Genomic DNA, 12,092 nt, shown 5'->3' on the forward strand with positions numbered 1-12,092 from the left:
GCCGAGGCGCCCGCCGCCGGTGGCGCCACCGGCACCGATGTGGTCCTTCCCGCGCTCGGCGAGAGCGTCACCGAGGGCACCGTCACCCGCTGGCTGAAGTCGGTCGGCGACTCCGTCGAGGCCGACGAGCCGCTGCTGGAGGTCTCGACCGACAAGGTCGACACCGAGATCCCCGCCCCGGCCTCCGGTGTGCTGCTGGAGATCGTGGTCGGCGAGGACGAGACCGCCGAGGTCGGTGCCAAGCTGGCCGTCATCGGCGCCCCGGGTGCCGCTCCGGCAGCTCCCGCGGCTCCGGCGACCCCGGCTCCGGCAGCCGCCCCGGCCGCTCCGGCCCCGGCTCCCGCGCCCGCCGCCGCTCCGGCTCCGGCAGCTCCGGCTCCCGCCGCCCCGGCTGCTCCGGCTCCGGTCGCCGCTCCGGCGCCCGCCCCGGTCGCGCCCGCCGCGCCGGCTCCGGCCGCCCCCGTGGCCGGTTCGGATGTCTATGTGACCCCGCTGGTCCGCAAGCTGGCCGCCGAGAACAGCGTGGACCTGTCCACGGTCTCCGGCTCCGGCGTCGGCGGGCGCATCCGCAAGCAGGATGTGCTCGACGCGGCCCAGGCCGCGAAGGCCGCCGCCGCTCCGGCCCCCGCCGCGGCTCCGGCCGCTCCGGCCGCCGCGAAGGCCCCGGCCCTCGCGGTCTCCCCGCTGCGCGGCCAGACCGTCAAGATGACCCGCATGCGCAAGGTCATCGGCGACAACATGATGAAGGCGCTGCACAGCCAGGCCCAGCTGACCTCGGTCGTCGAGGTCGATGTGACCAAGCTGATGAAGCTGCGCGCCCGTGCCAAGGACGCGTTCGCCGCGCGCGAGGGCGTCAAGCTCTCGCCGATGCCGTTCTACGTCAAGGCCGCGGCCCAGGCGCTGAAGGCCCACCCGGTCGTCAACGCCCGGATCAACGAGGACGAGGGCACCATCACCTACTTCGACTCGGAGAACATCGGCATCGCCGTGGACTCCGAGAAGGGCCTGATGACCCCGGTCATCAAGGGTGCCGGTGACCTCAACCTGGCGGGTATCTCCAAGGTCACCGCCGATCTGGCCGCCAAGGTGCGGGGCAGCAGGATCACGCCGGACGAGCTGTCCGGTGCGACCTTCACGATCAGCAACACCGGCTCGCGCGGTGCGCTGTTCGACACGGTGATCGTGCCGCCGAACCAGGCCGCGATCCTCGGCATCGGTGCCACGGTCAAGCGCCCGGCGGTCGTGGAGACCGCCGAGGGCACCGCCATCGGCATCCGTGACATGACCTATCTGTCGCTCTCCTACGACCACCGTCTGGTGGACGGCGCCGACGCCGCCCGCTACCTGACGGCGGTCAAGGCGATCCTCGAAGCGGGCGAGTTCGAGGTCGAGCTGGGTCTCTGATCCGGCCACGGCCGGATGACAGCGCCCCGCCCGGCGACCACCGGGCGGGGCGCTTCATGTTTCCCCCACTGCGCCCACCGCCCCCCACGGGGATAATCGGTGGGCCTCGTCCTCCAGAAGGAGCCCCCACATGACCCCGCCCGTCGTCCAGTCGCTGCGGGAACAGATCCGTGCCCACATCGTGGAGGGCATCGTCAGCGGGCGCTGGAAGCCGGGCGAGCGGATCGTGGAGCGGGGCATCGCCACCGAGCTCCAGGTCTCCCAAACCCCCGTCCGGGAGGCGCTGCGGGAGCTGGAGAGCCTGCGGCTGATCGAGTCCGCGCCGAACAAGGGCGTACGGGTCCGCAATCTCACCGCCGCCGACCTGGAGGAGAGCTATCCGGTCCGGGCCGGTCTGGAGCAGATCGCGGCCGAGCTGGCCGCCGGGCGGCTGGCCGACGACTGCTCGGCGCTGGAGCCGCATGTCGCCGCCCTGTACGAGGCCGACCGCGCCGGGGACTCCGCCGGCCAGGTCCGGCACACCGTGGGCTTCCACCGCGAGCTGGTCCGGGCCGCCGGGAACGGGGTGCTGCTGCACACCTGGGAGGGGCTGGGCATCGAGGTCTTCACCGCGCTCTCCATCCGCTGGCTGGGCACCGTCCAGCAGTCCTACGCGGAGGAGCACCAGGCCCTGGTGGAGGCGTTCCAGCGGCGTGACCCCCAGATCGGCGCGCTGGTGAAGGCCCATGTCCTGGGCTGCGCCCCCCGCGCGTGATCCCCCGTACCGCACAAGCCATGCGAGCCGTACGAGCCGATACCAGCCGTACCGGCCGCCACAGGGGCCGCATGAGCCCGCTGGGCCGCGCAGGCGGAGTCGCTCCCTCACAGATGAGCGCCGGAGAAGCGGAATCTTTGGCATCGGGTGCCCTATTTCGAGGCACGGAATGCCAATTTCGCCCTCCGGAGAACTTTTATGTGCGAATACTTTGATCGATCATCGATCAGCGGCTTACAGTCATCTTCGGGTTCACCCGCCCGTCGCCCTGTCCTGCCCGACAAGGCACCCCCTCTCCACCCCCTACTCCCCACTCCACTCCGGAAGGCGGCGACATGACCGACCCCGTAGCCAAGCTGCTTCCGAGCGAGCTGGACCAGCTCCCGGACCGCGACGCCGATGAGACCGCCGAGTGGACGGCCTCTCTCGACGCCGTCGCCCACCACGCCGGCCCGCACCGCGCCGCGTACCTGATGCGCCGCACGCTCCAGCACGCCGAAGCCGCCGGGGTCCCCGTGCCCCGGCTGCTGGAGACGGACTACGTCAACACCATCCCCACCGCCGCCGAGCCCGCGTTCGACGGCGACGAGGCGATGGAGTCCCGTATCACCGCGTGGAACCGCTGGAACGCGGCGGCCATGGTGACCCGCGGCTCCAAGCTGGGCGTCGGCGGCCACATCGCCACCTTCGCCTCCGCCGCCTGGCTGTACGAGACCGGCTTCAACCACTTCTTCCGGGGCAAGGAGGCGGACGGCAGCGGCGACCAGCTCTACATCCAGGGCCACGCCTCCCCCGGCATCTACGCCCGCGCCTTCCTGGACGGCCGCCTCACCGAGGCCCACCTGGACAACTTCCGCCAGGAGGCGGGCGGCGCCGGACTGCCCTCGTACCCGCACCCGCGCCGGCTGCCCTGGCTGTGGGAGTTCCCCACCGTCTCCATGGGCCTCGGCCCGCTCTCCGCGATCTACCAGGCGCGGTTCAACCGCTATCTGCACAACCGCGGCATCAAGGACACGGCGAACTCGCATGTCTGGGCCTTCCTCGGCGACGGCGAGATGGACGAGCCCGAGTCGACGGCGGCCCTGGCCCTCGCCTCCCGCGAGCAGCTGGACAACCTGACCTTCGTCATCAACTGCAACCTCCAGCGCCTCGACGGCCCCGTCCGCGCCAACTTCCGGGTGGTGCAGGAGCTGGAGGCCCAGTTCCGCGGCGCCGGCTGGAATGTGGTCAAGACCCTGTGGGGCTCCGCCTGGGACGAGCTGTTCCAGCTGGACACCGCGGGCGCCCTGGTCCGCCGGCTGCGCGAGGTCCCCGACGCCCAGTTCCAGACGTACGCCACCCGTGACGTGGCCTACATCCGTGAGCACTTCTTCGGCGCCGAGCCCGCCCTCGCGGAGCTGGGCCGGCTGCTGACCGACGCGAAGATCGCCGAGTGCTTCTACACCTCGCGCGGCGGCCACGAGGCCCGCAAGGTGTACGCGGCCTACCGTGCGGCCCTCGCCCACAAGGGCGCGCCGACGGTGGTCCTGGCGCAGACCGTCAAGGGTCACACCCTGGGCAAGGGCTTCGAGTCCAAGAACGCCAACCACCAGATGAAGAAGTTGTCGATCGACGAGTTCAAGGGCATGCGTGACCTGCTCGGGCTCCCGATCGCCGACAGCGCCTTCGACTCCGGTGTGGTGCCCTACGGCCACCCCGGCGCCGACTCCCCCGAGGTCCGCTACCTCCAGGAGCGCCGTGCCGCCCTCGGCGGCCCGGCCCCCGCCCGCCGGGTGCACCCGGTGGTCCTGCCGGACCCGGCGGCCACCTCGCCGCGCGCCTTCCAGGCCCTGGAGAAGGGCTCGGGCAAGCAGGAGATGGCCACCACCATGGCCTTCGTCCGGCTGATGAAGGACCTCATGCGGGACAAGGAGACCGGCCGCCGCTGGGTCCCCATCGTCCCCGACGAGGCCCGTACCTTCGGTATGGAGTCGCTCTTCCCGTCGGCGGGCATCTACTCCCCGCTGGGCCAGACGTACGAGCCGGTCGACCGCGACCAGCTGATGTACTACAAGGAGGCCAAGGACGGCCAGATCCTCAACGAGGGGATCACCGAGGCCGGCGCCATGGCCGACTTCATCGCCGCCGCCACGTCGTACTCGACGCACGGCGAGACGATGATCCCGTTCTACATCTTCTACTCGATGTTCGGCTGGCAGCGGACCGGCGACCAGATGTGGCAGCTCGCCGACCAGCTCGGCAAGGGCTTCATCGTCGGCGCCACCGCCGGGCGCACCACCCTGACCGGTGAGGGCCTCCAGCACGCGGACGGCCACTCGCACCTGATCGCGTCCACCAACCCGGCGTCGCTCAACTACGACCCGGCGTTCGCGTACGAGATCTCGGTGATCGTCAAGGACGGTCTGCGCCGGATGTACGGCGAGGCCCGCCCCGGTGAGGACTCGGACGTCTTCTACTACCTCACCGTCTACAACGAGCCGAAGCCGCAGCCCGCGATGCCCGAGGGCGTCGAGGAGGGCATCGTCAAGGGCCTGTACCGCTTCAAGGAGGGCACCGCCCCGGCCGCGGGCGCGCCCAGGATCCAGCTGCTGGGCTCCGGCACCGCGATCCACTGGGCCCTGGCGGCCCAGGAGATCCTGGCCGCCGAGTGGGGCGTCACCGCCGATGTGTGGTCCGCCACCTCCTGGGGCGAGCTGCGCCGGGACGCGCTGGAGGCCGACGCGGCGCTGCTCCGCGGCGAGCTGCGCACCCCGTACATCCAGCAGGCGCTGGCGGGTGCCCCGGGTCCGGTCCTCGCGGTCAGCGACTGGATGCGTCAGGTCCCGGACCAGATCAGCCAGTGGGTGGAGCAGGACTGGTCCTCGCTCGGCACCGACGGCTTCGGTCTCTCCGACACCCGTGAGGCGGCCCGCCGCCACTTCGGGGTCGACCCGCAGTCGATCGTCGTCGCGGCCCTGGCCCAGCTGGCCCGGCGCGGCGAGGTCCCGGCCTCCTCGGTGAAGGAGGCGCGGGAGCGCTACGGCCTCTGAGCCCTGGCGTCCCGCCGCGCGGACACACCGGAAACGCCCCCGGACGGACCCCGACAGGTCCGCCCGGGGGCGTTCCCGTACCCGAACCCCGGTACCCGTACCGCGCCGGTCGTGGTCGCCCCCGACACCGGTTGACCTTGACACCGTGTGAGGCCGTCCCCTGGAGGGACCATGTTCACCATCGGAGACTTCGCCCGGCACGGCCGGGTATCGCCGCGCATGCTGCGCCACTACGACGCGCTCGGGCTGCTGCGTCCCGCCCGTACCGACCCGTACAGCGGCTACCGCTACTACACCGCCGACCAGCTCTCCCGGCTCAACCGGATCATCGCCCTCAAGGATCTGGGGCTCACCCTGGGACAGGTGGGGCTGATCCTGGCGGACCGGGTGACCACGGAGGAGCTGCGGGGGATGCTGATCCTGCGCCGGGCGGAGCTGGCGGAAACCGTCGCCCGGTCGGCGGCGCTGCTCGGCCAGGTCGAGGCGAGGCTCCGGACCATCGAGAGCGAGGGCCAGATGCCCACCGACGAGATCGTTGTGAAGTCCGTCCCCGCCGTCCGGGTGGCGGAGCTGTCCGCCGAGGCGGCGAGTTACTCCCCCGAGGACATCGGCCCGGTGATCGAGCCGCTGTACGACCGGCTGTGCGAGGGCCTGGCGGCGGCGGGGGTGGTGCCCGGCGGGCCCTCGATCGCCTACTACGAGGAGGCCCGCTCCCCCGGCGGTGAGGGCAGGGTGGTGGTCCACGCGGCCCTCACCGTCGGCCCGGATGTACCGCTCCGCGAGGGCGGCGACTTCACGGTCGTGGACCTGCCGCCCATCGAGGAGGCGGCGACGATCGTGCACCGGGGGCCGATCGAGAACATCGTGGCCGCGGAACAGACCCTGGCCCGCTGGATCGCGGCGGGCGGCCACCGGTCGGCCGGGTACTCCCGCGAGGTCTATCTGGAGGCCCCGGACGACCGTTCGGCGTGGGTGGTCGAACTCCAGGAACCCCTGGTGTGATCCCCGGGGCCGCCCGCCCGCGCCCTCCGTCCACGGTGCCCGGGGCGGTCGGCCCGCGCCCTCGGCCATGATGGAGGGATGCGTGCTGCCCGGCTGATCAAGATGGTGCTCCTCCTCCAGAACCGGCCCTCGATGACCGGGGCCGAGCTGGCCCGGGAGCTGGAGGTCTCCGAGCGGACGGTCACCCGGGACGCCCTGGCGCTGTCGGAGGCGGGGGTCCCGGTCTACGCGGACCGGGGCCGGGCGGGCGGCTACCGGCTGATGGGCGGCTACCGCACCCGGCTGACGGGGCTCGGCCGGGACGAGGCGGCGGCGCTCTTCCTCTCCGGGCTGCCCGGGGCGCTGCGGGAGATGGGGCTGGACGACGCGGCGTCGGCGGCCCGGCTCAAGGTGTCGGCGGCGCTGCTGCCCTCGCTGAGCGACGCGCCCCGGACGGCGGCCCAGCGGTTCCATCTGGACGCGCCGGGCTGGTTCCAGGAGCCGGTCACCCCGCCGCTGCTGCCGGTGGTGGCGCGGGCGGTGTGGGAGGACCGGCGGCTGCGGGTGGAGTACCGCAACCGCCGGGACGAGCCCGTCGAACGGGAGCTGGAGCCGTACGGGCTCGTCCTCAAGGCGGGTGTTTGGTACCTGTGCGCGCGGGTGGAGGGCTCGTACCGGGTCTACCGGCTGGACCGCTTCGTCTCGGCCGACCGGACCGTGCCGGACGGTACCGATGCTTCCTTCGAACGGGACGAGGAGTTCGACCTGCCCGGCTTCTGGGCCGGGCGGGCGGAAGAGTTCAACCGTTCGCTGCTCCGCTCGGAGATCGTCGTCCGGGTCACCCCCGAGGGGGCCCGGCGGCTGCCGCGGCTCACCGAGCGGTCCACCGCCCGCGAGGCCCTGGCGGCGGCCGGCCCCGCCGACGAGCGGGGCAGGATCACCCTGACGCTGCCCGTCGAGTCGCCCGACGTGGCCTTTGTGCAACTCTTCACCCTGGGTCCGGATCTTGAAGTACTGGAGCCGGCGGAGCTGCGTACGAGGTTCGCGGATGCGGCACGGCGGACGGCCGGGCTGTACGACTGACCTCGGCCGGTACGGGCAGCATCCGCCGGTACGAGCGGCCTCCGCCGGTACGGCCGGGGCTCCGGGGCGCCCGTCAGCGGTAGTCCTCCGGGGCGGGCTGCCCGCCCGCCTTCTCCGCCAGGATGTACCCCCAGACATCGGGACGGCTGCCGTCGGTGTCGGTGACCCCGTACTCCCGGGCGAGTTCCCCGCTGTCCAGCGACTGTCCGTTGAATCGGTGCCGGCCCGGGTCGGCGGCGAGTGCGGCGAGCCCCCGTCCCAGATAGACCGGGCTCTCGGAGAGCGACCAGTGCGGCTGGGCCTCGGTGCCGTCGCGCCAGTTCTCCTCGGTGAGCCCGAAGTGGTCGAGCATCTCCTCGGAGCGGAGGAAGCCGGGGGTGACCGCGACCGCCGTACAGCCCAGGGGCAGCAGCTCCTCGCCCAGCAGCCGGGCCATCCGGATGGGCGCGTTCTTGGCGAGGTCGTAGTAGAAGTTCTCGCGCGGCTCACGGTTGGTCCGGGCGGTGCCGTCGGTGACCTCCACGACCAGCCCGCCGGGGCGGCGGACCAACAGCGGCAGGGCGATGCTGCTGGTGATGACATGGGTCCTGACCCCGAGGTCCAGCATCCGCAGCCCCCGTTCCAGATCCACGTCCCACATCCGGGTGCCGAAGTCGAGCAGGGCGTTGCCGCCCCAGACGTCGTTGACCAGGATGTCGAGCCGCCCGTGGTCGCGGTCGACGCGGGCGATCAGCTCCCGTACCCGGTCCGGTTCGAGGTGGTCGGTGGGGACGGCGATGCCCCGGCCGCCGGCCGCGTCGATCAGCTCGGCGGTCTCCTCGATGGTCTCGCCGGGGCGGCCCATCTCACTGACCCGGTCGCGGGTGGTCCGGCCGGTGGCGTAGACCGTGGCACCCGCCGCGCCGAGCTGGACGGCGATGGCGCGGCCCGCGCCCCGGGTGGCCCCGGCGACCAGCGCCACCTGTCCCGCCAGCGGGGATTCCGTGTTCTTCGTGGTCTGTGTCTGCTTCGTGGTCTTCGTGGGTGCCGTGCCGGAGGTCGTACGGGGATTCGTCATGGGCAGGACGCTCGCATGGATACCGGACACCCGCTGTCCGGCATTCTGCGGCATCCGATGTCCATCAGCTGTTCGGCGGCTCCGGGTGCGCGGGGTGGTGCGGACCGTGATGCTGGACCCGTGATGGACGAGACGGAGTTCTGGGAGATGGTGGACACCACCCGTGAGGCCTCCGGGGGCGACCCCGAGGACCATGCCGATCTGCTGGTGGAGCGGCTGACCCGGCTCGACCCGGACTCCGTGCTGGATTTCGCCCGGCACTTCGAGGCGCGCTGGACACGGGCGTACACCTGGGAGCTGTGGGGAGCGGCGGCGGTGCTGCTGGACGGGGCGGACGAGGACGCCTTCGACTCCTTCCGCTGCTGGCTCATCGGCCAGGGGCGGGAGGTCTTCGAGGGCGCGGTGCATGAGCCGGAGGCGCTCACGGAGCTGCTGGACGAGGAGTTCGACCCGGAGATCGACGGGGACGGGGAGGATCTGGGATACGCGGCGGACGAGGCGTACGAGCAGCTCACCGGGGTCGTCGCACCGGAGCTGGGGCTGCCGGAGGGGCCGGAGCGGCCCGTGGGGGCGCCGGTCGAGCTGACGGACGACACGGCGCTGGCCCAGCGGTACCCCAGGCTGTGGGCACGGTTCGGCCCGGTCTGAGCCCGGCTCTCCCCCGCAGCCGGTTCTACGGGAGCGGGCGGCCCATCAGGATGTCGTCCACGTACACGCCGTCGAGGAGGAACTCACCCGGGAGGACGCCCTCGACCACGAAGCCCTCGGCGGCGTACAGGGCGCGGGCGGGGGCGTTGTGGCCGAGGACCCGCAGGGTGATCCGGCGGGCGCCGGCGCGGTGCGCCTCGGCGCGGGCGGCGCGGATCAGCGCCCGCCCCACCCCCCGGCCCCGGGCCGTCCGGGCGACCACGAGCCCCTGGATCTGCCGCACATGGCGGTTGCACTCCAGCGGGGTCGGAAAGACGGTCTTGATGTAGCCGAGGATTCCACCGTCGTCCCCCTCGGCGACGATCAGGTCCTCGGGCCGGTTGCCGTCCTGGAAGAACGGATTCCGGGGCGCGTCGGAGCGCGGCAGCACCGCGTGGAGGGTCGACCAGGTGTCATGGTCGAGACGGGCGAGGGCGGCTTCGTCACCGGGTCGGGCAGGGCGTATGCGCGGCTCGGACATGGCGTACTCGGACACGACGGACTCGGACATGGCGCAACTGTGTCATGGCGGGCCCCGGGGGCAGACTGGTTTTCATGCGGATCGCGATCTCGGGTTCCTCCGGACTCATCGGTACGGCGCTGATGCGCTCCCTGCGCGCGGACGGGCACGAGGTGGTGCGCCTGGTGCGGCGCCCGGCCCGGTCGGCGGCGGAGGTGGAGTGGGACCCGGTCCGCCAGTACGTGGACACGGCGGGCCTGGCCGGCTGCGACGGCGTGGTGAATCTGGCGGGCGCCTCGATCGCCGGCCACCGCTGGACCGAGGAGTACCGCCGGGAGATCCGGGAGAGCCGGGTGCTGGGGACGGCGGCGCTGGCGGAGGCGGTGACCGCGCTGGAGACCCCGCCGGCGGTCCTGGTCTGCGGCAGCGCGATCGGCTACTACGGGGAGACCGGGGAGCGCGCGGTGGACGAGAGCGCCCCGCCCGGCGAGGGTTTTCTGCCGGATGTCTGTGTGGCGTGGGAGGAGGCGGCGGCCCCGGCGGAGGAGGCGGGCATCCGGACGGTGTACGCGCGGACCGGTCTGGTGGTAGCCCGGGAGGGCGGGGCCTGGCAGCGGCTGTTCCCGCTCTTCCGGGCGGGGCTCGGCGGGCGGCTCGGGGACGGCCGGCAGTACTGGAGCTTTGTCGCCCTGCACGACGAGGTGGCGGCGCTGCGGCACATCCTGGAGACGGAGTCGCTGGCGGGGCCGGTGAATCTGACGGCCCCGGCGCCGGTGACCAACCGCGAGGTGACGGCGGCGATGGGACGGGTGCTGCGGCGGCCGACCCCGCTGCCGGTCCCGGCGTTCGCCCTGCGGGCGGTGCTCGGGGAGATGGCGGGGGATGTGCTGGGCAGTCAGCGGGTGGTGCCGTCGAGGTTGCTGGAGTCCGGGTTCTCGTTCGCCTTCCCGGGGATCGACGAGGCGATCGGGGCGGCCCTCGCCCCGGCCCCGGGCGCCTGACCGCCCGCCGTCCACGGTCCCCGCCGCCCCGCCGCACCCGGCGCTCGCCGTCCCGCCACCCGGTCCCACCGGGCACGGGCGGCTCCCCGGAACCAGCCTGCCCACCGCCCCCAGCCCCGCCCGTCGGACCCCCCGGGGAGTGCGCCCCCGCGCTCCGTTGCCCCGCTCCGTGCGCGCGTCGCGCATCGGCCACCCGTCCCTACGCTCGATGCGAACGCGGGCATTCCAGGAGCCCGGCGGGGCATGTCCCCCGCACAGCTCCACGCCGACCTCGGGGAGGGGCACGTGCTCATCGGCACCGGTCCGACCACGGACCACGCGGACGTCATCATCGTCGGGGCCGGGATCTCCGGCCTCTCGGTGGCTCATCGGCTGACCAGAGCGGGAGTCAGCGTCAGTGTTCTGGAGGCGGCCGACCGACCGGGCGGCAGACTCACCACGGAGGAGATCGACGGCTTCCGGCTGGACCGGGTGGGCCAGCTGCTCAGCACCTCGTACACCGAGCTGCGGCACACCGCGAGCCTGGTGGACGTGCCCCTGCGGACCTTCGCGCCGGGGGTGCTGATGCACAGCGGCGGACGGCTCCAGCGCACCGGGGAGAGCGTCCGGCGCCCCGGGGAGGCGGGGAGCACAAGGAGCGCACTCACCATGGCACGCGCCCTGGCAAGCGCCCCCAGACCGCTGGACGAGGCACGGCTCAGCGCCTCCCTCGCCCGGCTCGCGGGCACCTCGGTGGAACGGCTGATGGCCCGCCCGGAGCGGGCCGCCGCCGACACCCTCACCGCGCGGGGGCTGCCGCCCCGTACCGCCCACGGCTTCCTCCGCCCGCTGCTCTCCGCGCTCCTGTGCGACCCGGAGCTGAGGACATCGAGCCGCTGCGCCGATCTGGCGCTACGGGGCTTCGCGCGCGGGCGGCTCTGTGTGCCCGCCGGGGGCGCCTCGCTGCTGCCGGAGCGGCTGGCGGCGGCGCTCCCCGAGGGGACGGTGGTCACGGGGGTACGGGTCCGGGACGCCTCGATCAACCGGGTCACCACGGAGCAGTACGGCACCCTCTCCTGCCGGGCGCTGGTGCTGGCGACCGGGGCGCGGGAGGCGGCGGAGGTCCTGCCGGGGCTGCGGGTGCCGCGCTTCCACCCGGTGACGGTGGTCCACCACAGCGCTCCGCAGCCACCGCCCACGGGAGCGTCCCTGGTGCTCGACGCGGACGGCGCGGGCCCGGTCGCCCACACGGCGGTGATGAGCGAGGTCGACCCCGCCCGTGCCCCCCGTGGCGGGACGCTGGTCTCCTCGACCGTCCTGGGCCCGCCGGTGCCGGGTCTGGACCGGCTGGTACGGGCGCAGCTCGCGCGGCTCTACGGGGTGTCCACGGACGCCTGGGAGCTGCTCGCGGTCCACCACGACCCGTACGCCGTCCCCGCGATGGACGCGCCCCATGACGTGCACCGCCCGGTCCGCGTCCTCTCCGGCCTCTATGTCTGCGGCGACCACCGCGCCACCAGCACGGTCCAGGGCGCCCTGCTCTCCGCCCGCCGCACCGCGACCGCGATCCTCCAGGACTTCGCCGTCCGCCCCCCTGAACTCCACCCCGTCCGCGACGCCGCGGCCTGACCCCTCCCTCGGGCTCCCGTCGGGGGCC

The 12,092-nt window shown here is 73.2% G+C and carries 10 protein-coding genes; 8 read left to right on the top strand and 2 right to left on the bottom strand.

Going from position 1 to position 12,092, the window contains the following annotated elements; genetic code table 11:
• The 5 genes from sucB to ABT354_RS21135 form a co-directional block, all read left to right on the top strand.
• Positions 1–1,404, top strand: a 1,404-nt coding sequence (gene sucB / locus ABT354_RS21115) for a 2-oxoglutarate dehydrogenase, E2 component, dihydrolipoamide succinyltransferase (protein WP_351495993.1), incomplete at its 5' end; no start/stop codon positions are given.
• Between the two features lie 130 nt (positions 1,405–1,534).
• Positions 1,535–2,158 carry a GntR family transcriptional regulator gene (locus tag ABT354_RS21120; RefSeq protein WP_351495995.1) on the top strand — a complete coding sequence of 208 codons (624 nt, stop codon included), beginning with the start codon at positions 1,535–1,537 and terminating at the stop codon, positions 2,156–2,158.
• Between the two features lie 335 nt (positions 2,159–2,493).
• Positions 2,494–5,187 (top strand): pyruvate dehydrogenase (acetyl-transferring), homodimeric type, encoded by a 2,694-nt coding sequence (gene aceE, locus ABT354_RS21125; protein ID WP_351495997.1) that lies wholly within the window; start codon positions 2,494–2,496, stop codon positions 5,185–5,187.
• A gap of 171 nt (positions 5,188–5,358) precedes the next feature.
• Complete coding sequence (locus tag ABT354_RS21130) at positions 5,359–6,189, top strand: MerR family transcriptional regulator (protein ID WP_351495999.1); 831 nt, start codon at positions 5,359–5,361, stop codon at positions 6,187–6,189.
• Between the two features lie 78 nt (positions 6,190–6,267).
• Complete coding sequence (locus tag ABT354_RS21135) at positions 6,268–7,251, top strand: helix-turn-helix transcriptional regulator (RefSeq protein ID WP_351496001.1); 984 nt, start codon at positions 6,268–6,270, stop codon at positions 7,249–7,251.
• A 73-nt stretch (positions 7,252–7,324) separates the two neighbouring features.
• On the opposite strand, the gene ABT354_RS21140 is transcribed toward ABT354_RS21135, so the two are convergent.
• The gene (locus ABT354_RS21140) at positions 7,325–8,308 is read right to left on the bottom strand and encodes an SDR family oxidoreductase (protein ID WP_351496004.1); all 984 of its coding nucleotides are present in this window, start codon (positions 8,306–8,308) and stop codon (positions 7,325–7,327) included.
• A gap of 123 nt (positions 8,309–8,431) precedes the next feature.
• Between ABT354_RS21140 and ABT354_RS21145 the strand changes: the two genes are divergently transcribed.
• Positions 8,432–8,956, top strand: a complete 525-nt coding sequence (locus ABT354_RS21145) for a DUF4240 domain-containing protein (RefSeq protein ID WP_351496303.1) — start codon at positions 8,432–8,434, stop codon at positions 8,954–8,956.
• Positions 8,957–8,981: 25 nt separating this feature from the next.
• Here ABT354_RS21145 and ABT354_RS21150 read toward each other — a convergent pair whose 3' ends face one another.
• Positions 8,982–9,476, bottom strand: coding sequence for a GNAT family N-acetyltransferase (locus ABT354_RS21150; protein ID WP_351496305.1), 495 nt, complete (start codon positions 9,474–9,476; stop codon positions 8,982–8,984).
• Positions 9,477–9,550: 74 nt separating this feature from the next.
• On the opposite strand from ABT354_RS21150, the gene ABT354_RS21155 reads away from it, so the two are divergent.
• A complete protein-coding gene (locus ABT354_RS21155) occupies positions 9,551–10,456 on the top strand; it encodes a TIGR01777 family oxidoreductase (RefSeq protein ID WP_351496006.1) in 906 nt (301 codons plus the stop codon).
• A gap of 243 nt (positions 10,457–10,699) precedes the next feature.
• Positions 10,700–12,064, top strand: a complete 1,365-nt coding sequence (locus ABT354_RS21160; RefSeq protein WP_351496008.1) for an NAD(P)/FAD-dependent oxidoreductase — start codon at positions 10,700–10,702, stop codon at positions 12,062–12,064.
• Positions 12,065–12,092: the final 28 nt, after the last annotated feature.

The organism is Streptomyces sp. NPDC000594, assembly GCF_040299965.1.
Lineage (GTDB): Bacteria > Actinomycetota > Actinomycetes > Streptomycetales > Streptomycetaceae > Streptomyces.

Coding starts and splice junctions, on each gene's coding strand:
- ABT354_RS21120 (WP_351495995.1), top strand. CDS start 1,535: ATGACCCCGCCCGTCGTCCAGTCGCTGCGGGAACAGATCCGTGCCCAC.
- aceE (WP_351495997.1), top strand. CDS start 2,494: ATGACCGACCCCGTAGCCAAGCTGCTTCCGAGCGAGCTGGACCAGCTC.
- ABT354_RS21130 (WP_351495999.1), top strand. CDS start 5,359: ATGTTCACCATCGGAGACTTCGCCCGGCACGGCCGGGTATCGCCGCGC.
- ABT354_RS21135 (WP_351496001.1), top strand. CDS start 6,268: ATGCGTGCTGCCCGGCTGATCAAGATGGTGCTCCTCCTCCAGAACCGG.
- ABT354_RS21140 (WP_351496004.1), bottom strand. CDS start 8,308: ATGACGAATCCCCGTACGACCTCCGGCACGGCACCCACGAAGACCACG.
- ABT354_RS21145 (WP_351496303.1), top strand. CDS start 8,432: ATGGACGAGACGGAGTTCTGGGAGATGGTGGACACCACCCGTGAGGCC.
- ABT354_RS21150 (WP_351496305.1), bottom strand. CDS start 9,476: ATGTCCGAGCCGCGCATACGCCCTGCCCGACCCGGTGACGAAGCCGCC.
- ABT354_RS21155 (WP_351496006.1), top strand. CDS start 9,551: ATGCGGATCGCGATCTCGGGTTCCTCCGGACTCATCGGTACGGCGCTG.
- ABT354_RS21160 (WP_351496008.1), top strand. CDS start 10,700: ATGTCCCCCGCACAGCTCCACGCCGACCTCGGGGAGGGGCACGTGCTC.